The organism is Streptomyces sp. NPDC059679 (assembly GCF_042734105.1).
Taxonomy (GTDB): Bacteria; Actinomycetota; Actinomycetes; order Streptomycetales; family Streptomycetaceae; genus Streptomyces.
In genome coordinates, this window is record NZ_JBHWES010000077.1 from 19,846 (window position 1) to 35,172 (window position 15,327).

8 protein-coding genes and 1 pseudogene are annotated in these 15,327 nt (G+C 71.4%); 6 read left to right on the forward strand and 3 right to left on the reverse strand.

From position 1 onward, the window contains the following. Positions 1–45 precede the first annotated feature (45 nt). Genes ACFV2X_RS46950 through ACFV2X_RS46960 form a run of 3 tightly spaced genes read left to right on the forward strand, consistent with a single transcriptional unit; the run spans position 46 to position 6,424 of the window. On the forward strand, positions 46–2,256 hold the full coding sequence (locus ACFV2X_RS46950; RefSeq protein ID WP_385628391.1) for a 1,4-beta-glucanase: 2,211 nt from the start codon (positions 46–48) through the stop codon (positions 2,254–2,256). Continuing rightward, on the forward strand, positions 2,256–4,223 hold the full coding sequence (locus ACFV2X_RS46955; protein WP_385628393.1) for a beta-galactosidase: 1,968 nt from the start codon (positions 2,256–2,258) through the stop codon (positions 4,221–4,223). The genes ACFV2X_RS46950 and ACFV2X_RS46955 overlap by 1 nt, the downstream gene beginning before the upstream one ends. Beyond that, entirely contained in the window at positions 4,220–6,424 is a 2,205-nt protein-coding gene (locus ACFV2X_RS46960) for a glycoside hydrolase N-terminal domain-containing protein (protein ID WP_385628396.1), read from the forward strand. Before ACFV2X_RS46955 ends, ACFV2X_RS46960 begins: the two co-directional genes overlap by 4 nt. Positions 6,425–6,797: 373 nt before the next feature. Here the strand turns inward: ACFV2X_RS46960 and ACFV2X_RS46965 are convergent, their stop codons facing one another. The 3 genes from ACFV2X_RS46965 to ACFV2X_RS46975 form a co-directional block, all read right to left on the reverse strand. Further along, complete coding sequence (locus ACFV2X_RS46965) at positions 6,798–7,697, reverse strand: family 43 glycosylhydrolase (protein ID WP_385628399.1); 900 nt, start codon at positions 7,695–7,697, stop codon at positions 6,798–6,800. Positions 7,698–7,807: 110 nt separating this feature from the next. Continuing rightward, a complete protein-coding gene (locus ACFV2X_RS46970; protein ID WP_385628402.1) occupies positions 7,808–9,568 on the reverse strand; it encodes a cellulase family glycosylhydrolase in 1,761 nt (586 codons plus the stop codon). Between the two features lie 82 nt (positions 9,569–9,650). Continuing rightward, the gene (locus tag ACFV2X_RS46975) at positions 9,651–11,789 is read right to left on the reverse strand and encodes an alpha-galactosidase (protein WP_385628404.1); all 2,139 of its coding nucleotides are present in this window, start codon (positions 11,787–11,789) and stop codon (positions 9,651–9,653) included. 238 nt (positions 11,790–12,027) lie between these two features. On the opposite strand from ACFV2X_RS46975, the gene ACFV2X_RS46980 reads away from it, so the two are divergent. From ACFV2X_RS46980 to ACFV2X_RS46990, 3 genes and pseudogenes are all read left to right on the forward strand, one after another. Next, positions 12,028–14,895 carry a glycoside hydrolase family 3 C-terminal domain-containing protein gene (locus ACFV2X_RS46980; protein ID WP_385628406.1) on the forward strand — a complete coding sequence of 956 codons (2,868 nt, stop codon included), beginning with the start codon at positions 12,028–12,030 and terminating at the stop codon, positions 14,893–14,895. After that, entirely contained in the window at positions 14,892–15,020 is a 129-nt protein-coding gene (locus ACFV2X_RS46985) for a hypothetical protein (protein ID WP_385628409.1), read from the forward strand. Before ACFV2X_RS46980 ends, ACFV2X_RS46985 begins: the two co-directional genes overlap by 4 nt. Beyond that, a pseudogene (locus tag ACFV2X_RS46990) lies at positions 15,017–15,327 on the forward strand (hypothetical protein); the annotation flags it as partial. The gene ACFV2X_RS46985 and the pseudogene ACFV2X_RS46990, both read left to right, overlap by 4 nt.

Consider the following 15,327-nt stretch of genomic DNA (forward strand, 5'->3'; position numbering starts at 1 on the left):
CCTGGCCCTTGCTCAACTTCCCCTTCGTCAAGACCGAGGTATGTCATGAGCACGTTCCACCTCAGCAGACGTTCCGTTCTCGCCGGTTCCGCTGCCGCCGCCGCGGTCGTCTCCCTGCCGACGGTTTCGGGGCGGGCGCAGGCTGAGGCTCCCGCGGCCGTCGCCAAGAGCGGCTACCGGTGGCGCAGCGTCGCCATGGGCGGCACCGGTTTCATCACCGGCGTCCTCTTCCACCCCGCCGTCCGCGGCCTCGCCTACGCCCGCACCGACATCGGGGGCGCCTACCGCTGGGACGACCTGGCCGAAAGCTGGATCCCGCTGACCGACCACCTCGGCTGGGACGACTGGAACCTCCTCGGCGTCGAGGCCATGGCCGTCGACCCGGCCCACCCGGACCGGGTCTACCTGGCCCTCGGCACGTACACCCAGGCGTGGGCCGGCAACGGGTCCGTGCTGCGGTCCGAGGACCGGGGTGCCACCTGGAAGCGCACCGACCTCACCGTGAAGCTCGGCGGCAACGAGGACGGGCGCGGATGCGGTGAGCGCCTGCTCGTCGACCCGCGGAACGGGGACACCCTGTGGCTCGGCACCCGGCACGACGGGCTGCTCAAGTCCACCGACCGGGGCGCCACCTGGAAGGCGGTGAGCTTCCCGGCCACCCCGAGCGCCACCGGCCAGGGCGTCACCCTCCTCGCCGCCGCGGGCCGCAGCGTCTACGCCGGCTGGGGCGACTCCGACGGCACGGCGGGCAAGCCCAACCTGTACCGCACGTCCGACGGGAAGACCTGGGAGCCGGTCCCCGGGCAGCCCACCGGCACGGCCGCGAAGGTGCCGGTCCGCGCCGCGTACGACCGCCTCACGCGCGAGCTGTACGTGACGTACGCCAACGCCCCCGGCCCCAACGGCCAGTCGGACGGCAGCGTGCACAAACTGCGCACCGCCGATGGCAAGTGGACCGATGTCACGCCGGTGAAGCCGGGCGGAACCGCGACAGACGGGTCCACCGACGCCTTCGGCTACGGCGGTGTCGCCGTCGATGCCCGTCGGCCCGGGACGCTCGTCGTGTCCACGAACAACCGCTGGGCGGAGATCGACACCGTCTTCCGTTCCACCGACGGCGGCCGCACCTGGAAGTCCCTGAAGGACAACGCCGTCCTCGACGTCTCCGAGACCCCCTACCTCACGTGGGGTGGCGACAAGCCCAAGTTCGGCTGGTGGATCCAGGCCGTCGGCCTCGACCCGTTCGACTCCGAGCACGTCGTCTACGGCACCGGCGCCACCCTGTACAGCACGCGTGACCTCAAGCACTGGGCCCCGCAGATCCGGGGCCTGGAGGAGGCGTCCGCACTCCAGCTGCTCTCCCCGCCGACCGGGGAGGCACACCTGATCAGCGGCAACGGGGACATCGGCGTGATGTACCACGACCGGCTCACGGCGTCGCCATCGCGAGGTATGGCCACCAATCCCGTGTTCGGGTCGAACACCGGGCTCGCGCTGGCCGCGGCCAAGCCGTCGTACGTCGTGCGGACCGGCGGGAGCAGCAGCGCCAACGGCGCCTGGTCGAACGACGGCGGCAAGACCTGGGCGCCCTTCGAGACACAGCCGGCCGCCGCCAAGGACGCCTCGGGGCCGATCGTCACCAACGCCGACGGCAGTGTGCTGCTGTGGTCCTTCGGCACCACCTCCCCGGCCCACCGCTCGACGGACAACGGCGCCACCTGGTCCGAGGTCAGCTCCCTGCCGAAGGGCGCCGTCCTGGTCGCGGACCCCGTGGACCCGACGTGCTTCTACGCCTTCGACACCGCCACCGGCACGCTCCACGCCAGCACCGACAGCGGCCTGACCTTCACCGCGCGGGCCACCGGCCTGAGTTCGGGCGACACGGAGTTCCGGCTGACCGCGGCCCCGGGCCGCTCCGGCGACCTGTGGCTGAGCCTCAAGGCGAACGGGCTGTACCGCTCCACCGACGGCGGCGAGACCGTCACCAAGGTCGGCAGCTGCGCCGCCTCGTACACCCTCGGATTCGGCAAGGCCGCCGAGGGCGCCTCCTACCCGGCGATCTACATGGTCGGCTCCACCGAGACGGTCATCGGCGTCTACCGCTCGGATGACGAGGCGAAGACCTGGGTGCGGATCAACGACGACCAACATCAGTGGGGCTGGATCGGCCGGGCCGTCAGCGGCGATCCGCGCGTCTACGGCCGCGTGTATGTCGCCACCAACGGACGCGGCGTGCAGTACGGGGAGCCCACCTGATGCCCGACCTCAGTGACGCGACAGGCGGCCGCCTGCTCTTCGGCGGCGACTACAACCCCGAGCAGTGGCCGGAGGAGACCTGGCACGAGGACGTCCGGCTGATGAAGGCGGCCGGGGTCAACTCGGTCACCCTCGGCGTCTTCTCCTGGTCGACGCTGGAACCGCAGCCGGGCGCCCGGGAGTTCGGCTGGCTGGACACCCTGATGGACCTGATGCACGAGGGCGGCATCGGCGTCGTCCTCGCCACGCCCACCTCCTCACCCCCGCCCTGGATGGGCCGGCTGCACCCGGACACCCTGCCCGTCACCGAGGACGGCCGCACCGAGTGGTGGGGCGGCCGGCAGCACTTCTCGCACTCCAGCGCCACCTACCGGCGCTACGCCGCCGCCATCACCGAGGACCTCGCCGCCCGCTACGGCCGCCACCCCGCCCTGACCATGTGGCACATCAACAACGAGTACTGCACCTTCGACTACGGCGACCAGGCCGCGGCCGCCTTCCGTCGCTGGCTGCGCGAGAAGTACGGCACCCTCGACGCCCTCAACGAGGCATGGGGCACCGCCTTCTGGAGCCAGGGCTACGACACCTGGGACGGCATCCTGCCGCCCCGCCTGCCCCACTACATGCGCAACCCCGGCCAGGTGCTGGACTTCAGGCGCTTCACCTCCGACATGCTCCTGGAGTGCTACGTCGCCGAGCGGGACATCGTCCGCCGCCACACCCCGCACCTGCCGGCCACCAGCAACTTCATGCCGCTGTGGCTCGGCCAGGACGCCTGGCGCTGGGCGGAGGAGGAGGACGTCGTCTCCGTCGACATCTACCCCGATCCGCGCGACCCGCTGGGCGCCCAGAGCGGCGCACTCGTCCAGGACATGACCCGCTCCCAGGCACGCGGGCCGTGGATGCTCATGGAGCAGGCGGCCGGGCCCGTCAACTGGCGGGGCGTGAACCACCCCAAGCCACGCGGCCTCAACCGGCTCTGGTCCCTCCAGGCGGTGGCCCGGGGCGCCGACGCCGTCTGCTACTTCCAGTGGCGGCAGTCCCGGCAGGGCGCGGAGAAGTTCCACTCCGGCATGGTCAGCCACGCCGGGGAGGAGGGCCGGACCTACCAGGAGGTCAAGCAACTCGGCGCGGACCTCGCGCGGATCGCCCCGGACGTCTCGGGTCGGCACGGCACCGCCGGCATCGCCGTCCTGCACGACTGGAACTCCTGGTGGGCCGGCGCCCAGGACGGCCGCCTGTCCACCCAGGCGGACTACCCGGATGTCCTGCGCGCCTGGCACCGAGCCCTCTGGCAGGCCCACCTCACCACCGACTTCGCCCACCCCGAGCACGACCTGACGCCGTACCCGGTGGTCGTCGTGCCGCAGCTGTACGCGCTCACCGACGCGGCGATCGACAACCTCCTCGCCTACGTCCGCGGCGGCGGGACCCTCGTGTGCGGCTTCCAGACCGGCGTCGCCGACGAGGACGACCGGGTCCGACCCGGCGGCATGGACGCCCGGCTGCGCGAGCTGTTCGGCATCCGGACCCTGCACGAGTGGTGGCCGCTGGGCGCCGGGGAGACCGTCACCTGCGAGGGCTTCCGGGCGTCCCTGTGGTCCGAGGAGCTGGAGGCCGACGGCACCGCCGAGGAGAGCGTGCCGTACGAAGGCGGTGAACTCGACGGACTGCCCGCCGTCCTGCGCAAGGGCCGGGCCTGGTACGTCTCCACGCTCCCGGAGCCGGAGGCGCTGCGCGACCTGCTGGCCCGGATCGCCTCCGGCGCGGGCGTCCGGCCGGTGCTCGACGGCCTCCCCGAGCAGGTCGAGGCCGTACGCCGGGGCGAGGTGTTGTTCGTGCTCAACCACGGCCGCGAACCGGTGACCGTGGAGGTGCCCGGCACCCACCACGACCTGCTGACGGGGGAGGCCGTCACCGACCGGGTGACCCTCGGCCGCTACGGCGTGGCGGTGCTCCGGCCATGACCGCGATCAACGGGCCGGTCCACGGCACCTGGGAGCCGCACCCGGCCGCGCGCTGGGAGGACGGCTTCCTGAGCGGCAACGGCCATCACGGCGCCCTTGCGTTCGGGGAGCCGGACGACGAGCGGGTCGTCGTCACGCATCACACCCTGGTACGGCCGGGCGGCGACGGTGAGCACCGCCGGCCGCCCCGGCTCGCCGCCGAACTGCCCGCACTGCAGGACCGCCTCCTGGCCGGCGACCGCACCGCCGCGGAGGGCTTCACCGACGGCCGTCCGATGCAGTGGGTACGGCCCTTCCACCCCGCCTTCCAGGTCCGCCTGGCTCGCTCCGCCGCAGGCCGCCACGACTACCGCCGCGACGTCGACTTCACGACGGGCGTCGTACGGGCGACCTGCGCCGGCTGGAGAAGCCGGGTCTTCGTCTCCCGCGCCGACGACGTGATCGTCCAGCACATCACGGCGCCCGGCCTCACCCTCGACATCTCCCTGGACCACCGCCTCCCCGGCGCCCCCGCCCACCTGGCCGTCGGCCACGGAGCCGTCGTCACCCCCGAGGGCGCCCTGCTGAGCCTGCGCGCCCGCTACCCCGACAGCCACCTCGCCTTCACCGGCGTCACCCTGGTCGTCGTCACCGGCGGCACGACGACCCTCGCCCCGCCTCACGCGCACGTCGAGGGCGCCCGGTCCGTAACTCTCCTCACCCGGGTCCGGCGGCACACCGGCGAACTCGATGTGACGGTGGAAGGCCGGGCCCTGCGCGACCTGCCGACGGAGTACGACGAACTCCTCGAACGCCACGTCGCCCTGCACCGCACCGCCTACCAGCGAGTCACCCTCGATCTCGCCGCCGGTGCGGCCGCACGGGCCCTGCCGGGCTCGGAGTTGCTGAAGAGACCGCGGGACGCCGCCCTGCTGGAGCGCCTCTTCGCGGCCGGCCGCTACCACCTGCTGTCCGCCGGCGGCCTCTTCCCGCCCCGCCTGACCGGCCTGTGGACCGGCGACTGGAACACCGCCTGGTCGGGCGCGTTCACCAACGACGCCAACCTCAACCTCCAGACCGCCTCCGCCGCGGCCGCCGCCCTCCCCGAGGTCACCGAGGCCCATGCCGCGCTGATCCACCGCCAGCTCCCGGACTGGCGGGACAACGCCCGCGCGGTCTTCGGCGCCCGGGGCGTGGTCGCCCCCGCCCACACCGACGGCGAGTCGGGCCACTCGTACCACTTCAACCGCGAGTACCCCCTGCACCTGTGGACCGCGGGCGCCGACTGGCTGCTCAAGCCGCTCGTCGACCACGACGAGACCCACGGAACCAGCGACCTGCGCACCGCGTCCGCCCTCGCCGAAGTCGCCCTGTTCTACGAGGACTTCCTCACCCGCACCGATGACGACGGCCACCTCGTGGTCGTTCCCTCCTACTCACCCGAGAACCGCCCCGCAGGCGCGAGCTGGGGCACGATCAACGCCGCCATGGACCTCTCGGCGGCCCGCCACGCCCTGCTCACCGCGGCCGACTACCACCCGGACACCCCGGAAGCCGACCGCTGGCGAGCTCTCGCCGAGCGGCTCCCGCCACATCGGATCAACGAGGACGGCGCCCTCGCCGAATGGGCCTGGCCCGGCCTCCTGGACTCCTACGACCACCGTCACCTCAGCCACCTCTACGGCGTCTGGCCGCTCGACGAGATCACCCCCTACGACACCCCCCACCTCGCGGCCGCCGCCCACCGCGCCCTCGAGCTGCGCGGCGCCGAGAACGACTCCGCGCACGGCCACCTCCACCACGCGCTCATCGCCGCCCGGCTCCGGGACGGCGAACGCGTCGCCCGCGCCCTCGGCCAGGTCCTGGACGGCGACTTCTTCCACGCCTCCCTGATGAGCGCCCACTACCCGAACCGCCACGTCTACAACGCGGACGCCGCGCACACCCTGCCCGCCGTACTGATCGAGATGTTGCTCCAGTCGACCCCCCACCGACTGGCCCTCCTGCCCGCGCTGCCGCCCGCTCTCCCGGCGGGCCGACTCATGGGCGTGCGCACGCGATTCGGCGCCGAGGCCGAACTGACCTGGGGGCCCGACGGGGCGACGGCGGTCCTGAGGCCGACTCGCACCGTCCGCATCGAAGTCAGATCTCCTTCCGGCGACGCGGAGCTGATCGATCTTGTCGCCGGAGAGGACCACGTCCTCAGCATGGGGGCGTGGTAGCACCCCGATCGGATTTCCGCCACTATGAAGAGTGTGTCCCTGCGGCTGGACGAGCCGCCCGAGGTGGTGAACGCCGGTGTCGGCGTCCACGGCGTCTCCACCGCCTATGAGGTCTTTCGGTTGTCCGACCTGTGGAGCTCCACCTGTACAGCTATGTGGGTGAGCTGTCCGCGCACATCACCCGGCTGACCGCCGCCAAGCGTCCTGGGCGCCGGCACCCCGTCGTGGCCAGCCCAGGCGTACACCGAGGAGCATCTGGCCGGCCCGGCGTCCGTGCCCGCAATCGCTCGCGCGGCCGGGGTCTCGCATCCGCGTCTGACCCGTCTGTTCCGCGCCGAGACCGGCCTTACGGTCATCGCCGATCTTCAGTCGTTCAACATCCAGGGTGTTGCCCAGGCCGGCCGCGCGGAGTGGTTCGACAGATGATCCGGGTCGACAGGTAGCGGCCGTCGAGCGTCGCCAGAACGGTGGACGTGCCGTCCGGCCCCTCGGTGCCGAAGGAGACGACGTCGGGGCCGGTGCGCGCGTCGTGCGGAGCCGGCGGTTCGGTGACCCTGACCCAGAGGACCGCCACCGGCCCGGTGGGCAGGGGCTGGGAGGTCACGACGGTGCTCAGCGAGCCGACGCGCGCGATCACCCGGACGTCCGTGGCGGATGCCTCGATCTCGTAGTGATGCCGCTCGTCGAGGCGGACGGCGAGGCCGCCACGTCCCGACGCCGCGTCGACCAGGGTGCGTGCCCGGAACGTCACGTGCTGCTGGCTGCGGCCGGCGAACACGACGTCCGGCTCGTCCAGGGAGCCGCCGCGAGTCCGCAGCGTCAGCCAGCCGGGGCGCTCCTTGCCGGGCACGCCCGGCGCCCAGACGGGGTCCGACCAGGGGCCGGCGGGGTCGGTGGCGGTGACGATCAGGTTGCCGCCGCCCTTGCGCACGTTGGTGACGATCAGCCAGAAGCGGCCGTCGTGATGGCGCAGGTTGGGGGCGTAGATCCCCGCGGATGACGGCATGTCGGCCGGCAGAGACAACTGCTCGGGCCGGTCCAGGGCGTTGCCGATCTGTCGCCAGTGCACCAGGTCGCGACTGTGGAAGAGAGGTACGCCGGGGAAGTACTCGAAGCTGGAGCAGGCGAGGTAGTAGTCGTCGCCGACCCGGCAGATGCTGGGGTCGGGGTGGAAGCCGGGAACCACGGGATTGTCGAACGTGCTGTCCACCTGGTGCTGGTGGGGCACCTGCTGTGTCTTTTCGTCGGGTGAGGCGTTGTGCCGGCAGCTCATGACGCGTCCGGCACGATGGGGGCGATACGGAGAGCACGGCCCTGCCGAAGAGCTGAGCGGGCCGGGGGAGAGCCCCGGGTGCCGGGGTCGGCACCCGGGGCGAGGGGCCGTCAGCCGACGGTGCCGGTCACCGAGGATCCGGACTTCGTCACGCGGTACGTCACGGTGGCTCCGCTCCAGAAGTGGAAGGTGAGCGTCGCCTGTGCGTTGTCACGCAGTGAGTTGACGAACTTGGTGGTGAGCAGGAGAGCGTTGCCCGGGTAGTCGGGGGAGAAGGACTCGTTGAACTCCTGGTAGGGAGACCAGTTGACCGGGCCGGCGTTGCTGCCGTCGGCGTACGTGGCCTCCATGGTCGCCAACTGGTCACCGCGGAACTGGGTGGGGATGGTGAGTCCGCTGGTGCCGCCGGTCGCGTTGGAGAGCACCGGCCTGTCGTACGTGGTCACGTAGATCTTCCAGGGGAGGCCTTGGGAGAACCGGGCCTCGATCGTCGCGTTGACCCCGTAGTCGCGGTTGCCTGCCAGCCGGGTCAGCGCGGCAGCCGTGAGCGTGAGCTGGTTTCCGGAGACGGTGTAGTCCCGGCCCTGGACGAGTGCCGTGTTGCCCTGCCACAGTCCCCGGAAGCCGGTGCCATTGGGGTTCAGGGCGAGCGTCTGGGCCGTGATCGCACTCGACTTCGCCAGGAAGACCCGGTCCGAGGACGCGGTTCCCGAGCGCGTGGTCCAGCTCGACTTGATCTGGTTGATCAGGGCGGGGTCGGTCCACTGGAGCGTGGAGCGGTTCAGGAAGGCGAAAGTTCCGGGGTCCCACAGGGCCGTGGTCACTCCGGCGGCGCGGGCCTCGTAGCCGAACTGTTCGAAGTACTTCAGCGCCTCGCCCCGTTCGACCCGCGCGGGGTGGTTGCGGTCGGGGTACGACAGCAGGCCGTACTCGCCGAGGTAGACGGGGGTTCCCTTGGAGGTGAGGGTGTTGCGGATCCGGGTGAAGGAGTCGGTCATGTCCTTCTGCGCGGTGGCGTCGAACTTGGTGCCGCCCGCGACGTTCACGCTGAACGGGTACCAGCCGTAGTAGTGCACGGTCGCCACGAGGTTGGCGTCGTTCAGCGACTTCATCTCGCTGACCAGGGCGTCCAGGAATTCCTGGCCGGCATTGGTGTGCAGGGTGGGCAGCATGAGCAGGCGGGTCGCGTTGTTGCCGCCGGACTGCCGCACCACGGTGTGGAACGCGGTGTTCAGTTCGTTGTTGTACTGGATACCCTGGGCGTCAGTGGTGTTGTTGAACTGCGGCTCGTTGTTGCTCTCGAAGAGCAGCGTCCGCGGGGAGTCCCTGAACTTGGCGGCGATCTGGGTCCAGGTGGCCTTGAAACGGGCCAGGACGTTGTCGTGGTCGGTGGGCATGTTCGCGATCCACTGCCACGAGTCGTGATGGACGTTGATCACGACGTGGAGACCGTCGGCCAGTGCCCAGTCGACCACCTGCTTGACGCGGTTCATCCAGGTCGCGTCGATCGTGTAGGGGGCGGTGGAAGACTGGTGGTCGGTCCACGTCACGGGGATCCGGACACTGCGGAAGCCCTGGGACCTGAGGGTGTCGAACAGGGCCTTGGTGACCGGCGGGTTGCCCCAGGACGTCTCGTCGGGGATGGCGTCCAGGGTGTTGCCCAGGTTCCAGCTGGGCTGCATCGCGGCCACCGTGTCCATCGGGCCGGCGGCAGGCCGGGGCTTTCCTGTCAAGGACGCGTCCTTGTGGCCCGATGCGGCGAAGGCCGTGGTGCTGGTCAGCCCGATCGCGACGACCAGCGCCAGGAAGAGACTGAGCACACGGCCGGGGCCGCGACTGCGGCGGCCGGTGGGGACTTGCGTTCTCTTCATCTCTGCCCTTTCTGTCGGCCGGGCGGGGTTCCGCCCGTTGGCGGGATGAAGCGGCAGATGGCCACCGGAGGAGCCCGTCGTCTCAGGGCGCGTCCGGCACCGTGGGGGCGAGGCGGAGCAGCACGGCGGACGGAGCCGTGGGGAGCGTGAGCGTGAGGTCGGCGGTCCCGGGGTCCCAGGAGGGAACGGCCTGGCTCGCGGTGGGGTAGAGGACGTCGACGCGGGCCGCGGAGCCGTGGAGGTGAGGCAGGGGGAGAGTGGTGGTGGCCTCGGCGCCGGGGCGGCGCCAGACGGTGAGGTACGTGGTGTCGGGGGTGTGCAGGGCCAGGGCGAGCCACGGGTCGTTCCAGGCCGGCAGACCGAGCGGCCACGCGGGGACGGCCCGCGCCAGGTCGGTGCGGATGGCCTTGTACACACCGATGGCCTCGTGGACCAGGGCCCGGTCCTCGGATCGCAGGTCCGGAAGCATTCCCGACAGGTGAACGCGGCCGAGTAGGGCGTTGGCCATGGTGAAGGCCACCTCGTCCGAGGAGTCCTCCGGTCGTGGGTAGGCCCATACGGCGCCCTGTTCGGGGGTGACCGCGGTGGGCGCGGAGGCGGCGATGGGAGCGTACAGCTGGAGGTTCTGCTGGTCGCTCGTGGACTGCAACTGCAGCCGTGACAGCAGCCCGTAGTCCCAGCGCATGCCGCCGGAGGAGCAGTTCTCCACCACGAGGTGCGGATAGCGGTCCAGGACGCCGTCGAGCCAGTCGAGGTGGGCGCGGTTGTGGCCGAGCAGGCCGGCGCCCGGGGTCTCGCCGGGGTGGGCGCTGGTGCCGGAGCCGGGATCGATGTTGTGGTCGAGCTTGAGGTAGCCGACGCCCCACTCGCCGACCAGGCGGTCCACGACCTGGTCCAGGTGGGCACGGGCGGCGGGGTGGCGCAGATCCAGGTGGTGGCGGCTGGTCTCGGTGACGCGGACGCCGTCGCGGCGGAAGAACGCCTCGTCGGGCAGGGACTTGGCCATGGGGCTGCGTACGCCGATCACTTCGGGCTCCAGCCACAGGCCGGGCACCATACCGCGCTCCCGGATGCGGTCCAGCACCTCGTGGATCCCGCGGTCCCCGGGGAAGCGGGAGGCGGCCGGCTCCCAGGCGCCGACGCTGTCCCACCAGCCGCCCTTGTCGCCGTCGTACCAGCCGGCGTCGATCACGAAGTACTCCGCGCCCGCCTCGGCCGCCGCGTCGATCAGTGGCAGCAGCTTCTCGGTGGTGGGATCTCCCATCAGGCAGTTCATGTAGTCGTTGAAGATGACGGGGAGGCGCTGGTGGTCGGGGTGCGGGCGGCGGATCGCACGGCGGTAGCGGGTGAGTGCGGCGAACGCGTCGTCCGGGCCGCCGTCGGGGCTGAAGGCGAGGGCGACGGGGACGGTGCGGAACTCGTCGCCGGGCTCCAGACGATGGCGCCAGCCGTGGTGGGTGTCGTTGGGGCCGAGCAGCGCCACGTAGGCCAGCTCGTCGCGTTCACCGCACTCCCAGTGCCAGCCGCCGCCGTTGTGCTCGATCTGCCACAGCCAGGTGCGGCCCGAGCGGCGGTCGGCCAGGCCGCCCATGGGCAGTCGGCCACAGCTGGACCACACGCCCCGTCCGGTCTGGGTGAACTCCCCCTTGCCGTTGTGGTAGACGACGTGGTCGTTCAGGACGGGGGAGGTCACACGCATCGGCTTGCGCTGCCAACGGCATTCTGCGACCCAGTCGTTCTCCGCCCACAGCAGGTCCGCGTCCCCGATGGCTTCCGGACCGTCCGCGAGGCAGCCGACTACGAGGGAGGAGACCGACTCCAGGTGCAGCGCGGCCTGCCCTTCGTTGCGCAGGACCACCTCGCCGCGCAGTACGGGCACGGCATCCGGCGAGCGGTAGACCACCTCGGCCCCGAGCCCGGTCTCGGAATCGTGGAGTTCGACCGTCAGCGTGTGCCAGTCACCGTCGCGGGTCGCTCGGTGGGCGCGGTAGCGCAGTCGCCCGCCGAGGGATGTGTCGATGAGGCGACCGCCCGACCAGGCGCGGCCGTGTCCCGCGGCCGTCACCTCCACCAGGGGCAGTGGGGCCCAGGAATGCCGCCCGGCCGGTGCGCCACCGGGGAGGCCGACCCGTGTGAGGCGGGCGGTGCCGTCGTCGCCGACGCCGATCTCGACCTCCAGAGCCGAGTGGCCCCATCGGAGCGTCTGCGGTGCGCTGGTCATGGTGGCCTTCCTGGTGGGGGAGAGTGAGGGAGAAACGACGGGGGCAGGACCGGGGTTGGGCTTTCGCGCATCGAAGCGCTTGACCTGGCGGCGAAACGTTAATGACACATTCCTCGCGAAACAAGAGGGAGAGCGCTAAGAAACTTTCTCGTTCCCTGGTCATTGACAGTTCCGTGGGGCGAATGGCAGCGTCGAAGCGCTTCGACAGTTCGCACCAGCCTTCTTAGGGGTCAGCCTCGTGGGTTCTCCGTCCCTGTCCGCCGCCGGCCGGCTTCCGTTCCGTGACCCTGCGCTGCCGATCGACAAGCGCGTCGACGACCTGCTCGGGCGGCTCACGCTCGACGAGCGGATCGCGCTGCTGCACCAGTACGCGCCGGCCGTGGAGCGCCTCGGCCTCGCCTCGTTCCGCACCGGCACGGAGGCGCTGCACGGCGTGTCATGGCTGGGCGAGGCGACCGTCTTTCCGCAGGCCGTGGGCCTCGGCGCGACCTGGGACGCGGACCTTGTCCATGAGGTCGCCGAGGCCGTCTCGGCCGAACTGCGCGCCTTCCACTACCACCGCCCGACGGCGAACGGCGTCGGCATCAACAGCCTCCACGCGTGGGCACCCGTGGTGAACCTGCTGCGCGACCCGCGCTGGGGCCGCAACGAAGAGGGCTACTCCGAGGACCCGGTGCACACCGCCCGGCTTGGCACCGCCTACTGCCGGGGCCTGTCCGGCGACCATCCGACCTACCTGCGCGCGGCTCCGGTGCTCAAGCACTTCCTCGCCTACAACAACGAGGACGACCGCTGCGTCACCTCCTCCGGCCTGCGCCCCCGCGTCCTCCAGGAGTACGACCTGGCCGCCTTCCGGCCCATCGTCGCCTCGGGCGCGGCGACCGGCGCGATGGCCGCGTACAACCTGATCAACGGCCGTCCCTGCCATGTCAGTCCGCTCCTCGAGACCGAGCTGCGGACCTGGGCCCGGACCACCGGCCATGAACTGTTCGTGGTCAGCGACGAGTATGCGCCCTCCAACCTGGTGGAGATGGAGCACTACTTCGAGGACCACGCGGCATCCCATGCCGCCGCGCTGAAAGCCGGCATCGACAGTTTCACCCAGCATCGCGAGGACAGTTCGATCACGGTCGGCCGGCTGCGCGAGGCTCTGGAGCGCGGCCTGATCGACGAGGCGGACATCGACCGCGCGGCCCGGCGGCACCTGCAAATCCGCTTCCGGCTGGGTGAGTTCGACCCGGAACTCGACCCGTATGCCGGTGTCGGCCCGGAGGTCGTCGACTGCCCGGAGCACCGCGCCCTCGCCCTGCGCGCCGCGACCGAGTCGGTGGTGCTGCTCAAAAACGACGGCCTGCTGCCCCTCCAAGCGGAGCGGGCGCCGCGCGTCGTCGTCATCGGCCCACTCGCCGACACCCTGTACGAGGACTGGTACAGCGGCACCCTGCCCTACCAGGCCGGCATCGCGTCCGGGCTGCGTGCGGCGCTCGGCGAGGGCGGCGGCGACGTCGTCACCGTGGACGGCGCCGACCGGATCGCGCTGCGCTCGGGCACCTCGGGCGAACGGCTCGGCGGGACCGCGTACGACGTCTTTGAGTGGGGGGACGGTGTGCTCACCCTGCGCGACGCCGAAACCGGCCGCTACCTCAGCCGCAAGGACGACGACTCGCTCGCCGCGGACCGGGATGTCATCAAGACCTGGTTCATCAACGAAACCTTCCTCCTGGAGCCTGATCCGGCGGGCGACGCCGACACGGTGCTCCTGCGCAACGTCTTCACCGGCCGCTATGCCGTCGTCGACGCAGCCGACGGCCGGGTCGCCGTCACCGCCGAAACCCCGCAGGCCGCTGAGCGCTGGCAGCGCGAACTGCTTTGGGACGGCGCCGCCGAAGCACGCGCCGCCGCCGAGGCGGCCGACGCGGCGATTGTCGTCCTCGGCAACCACCCGCTCATCAACGGCCGCGAAACCGAGGACCGTTCGGGCACCGCACTGCCCGTGACCCAGGAGGCGCTGCTGCGCGCGGTCGCCGCGGTCCGTCCGCAGACCGCGCTGGTCGTCATGAGCAGCTACCCCTACGCCCTCGACTGGGCGGACGAGCACCTGCCCGCCGTGGTGTGGACATCCCACGGTGGGCAGGAGACGGGCGGCGCGCTGGCCGCCGTACTGCTCGGCGATGCCGACCCGTCGGGCCGGCTGCCGCAGACCTGGTACCGCGGCGACGACGCCCTCCCGCATCCGCTCGACTATGACGTCATCAAGGCCGGCTGGACCTACCAGTACCACAGCCGCACACCCCTGTACGCCTTCGGTCACGGCTTGTCCTACACCGACTTCGCCTACAGCGACGTGCGGCTGTCCACGCCGACGGTGCCGCAGGACGGTGCGCTCGACGTCACGGTGACGCTGACCAACACCGGAGCGCGACCCGGCAGCGAGGTGGTCCAGCTCTACGTCCGTGCCCTGGACGCGCGTTACGAGGCGCCCCGGCTGAAGCTCGCCGACTTCCGCAAGGTACGGCTGGAGCCCGAGGAGGGCAGGGAGGTGACCTTCAGGCTGCCCGCCGTGCAGTTCGCCCACTGGGACGTGGCCACCGGGGCCTTCACCGTGGATCCGGGCGCCTACGAGATCCTCGTCGCCCGTTCCGCGGAACACGTCGTCCTGAGTGCCCCGCTGACGGTGACCGGCACGCCCCCCGCACCCCGTGTGGTCGTCGGGCGACGCACCCTGGCCGCCGATTTCGACGACTACACGGACGTCACCCTCGTCGACGCCACCCGCGCCGCCGGCGACGCGGTCACCCCCGCCGATCCCGCGCTTCCCGCAACCGTGCTGTACCGCTCCGTCGACCTGTCCAAAGCCGCCCGCTTCGAGGCGAGGGTCGCACGCGAGAGTGCAGGGGCGGGTGAGGCACGGCTGGAGGTCCGGGCCGGCGACCGGCTCCTGGCGCGGATCGCCGTACCGGTCACCGGCAGCCGCTACACCTGGACGACGGTGACCGCCGACGCGGCGGCGCACGACGATGGCGTCCACGATCTGCGGCTGACCCTGCACGGCGACTTCCGCCTGGCCTCCTTCGACTTCGGCGCGCCTGAGAACAGCACCGCATGAACAGCCCCGCTTCCGTGATTCCCGTCGCCGACCCGGCGCCGTCCGACGAGGTGGTGGTCAACGGCGAGCGGTTCACTCTCACCACCGTCGCCGGATTACCGACAGCGTTGGGGCGAACCGAGTGACGAAGCCTGCGCCGAAGAGCCCCCGTTTCGCCCTGGTGGTGGTCAGTGGAGCCTGGGGGGCCTTCTGGGGTACCTGGTCGGCTCTGCTCCCCGCTGTGCTGGAGCGTGCCGACGCCACTCCTGGCGAGCTCGGCCTCGTCCTCACCGCGGTCCCTGTGGGAGCGATGCCGGCGATGGGGCTGGTCGGCAGGGTCGCCGTCGGCCGTGAGCACCGGATGTTGGGGGGGACCGCCCCCGCCCCGGGCCCCGGCCAATTGTTTGTGTGGGGGGACACCCGGGTCGGCGGGCGACGGATAGCGCCCAAACA

Coding starts and splice junctions, on each gene's coding strand:
- ACFV2X_RS46985 (WP_385628409.1), top strand. CDS start 14,892: ATGAACAGCCCCGCTTCCGTGATTCCCGTCGCCGACCCGGCGCCGTCC.
- ACFV2X_RS46960 (WP_385628396.1), top strand. CDS start 4,220: ATGACCGCGATCAACGGGCCGGTCCACGGCACCTGGGAGCCGCACCCG.
- ACFV2X_RS46965 (WP_385628399.1), bottom strand. CDS start 7,697: ATGAGCTGCCGGCACAACGCCTCACCCGACGAAAAGACACAGCAGGTG.
- ACFV2X_RS46970 (WP_385628402.1), bottom strand. CDS start 9,568: ATGAAGAGAACGCAAGTCCCCACCGGCCGCCGCAGTCGCGGCCCCGGC.
- ACFV2X_RS46955 (WP_385628393.1), top strand. CDS start 2,256: ATGCCCGACCTCAGTGACGCGACAGGCGGCCGCCTGCTCTTCGGCGGC.
- ACFV2X_RS46975 (WP_385628404.1), bottom strand. CDS start 11,789: ATGACCAGCGCACCGCAGACGCTCCGATGGGGCCACTCGGCTCTGGAG.
- ACFV2X_RS46950 (WP_385628391.1), top strand. CDS start 46: ATGAGCACGTTCCACCTCAGCAGACGTTCCGTTCTCGCCGGTTCCGCT.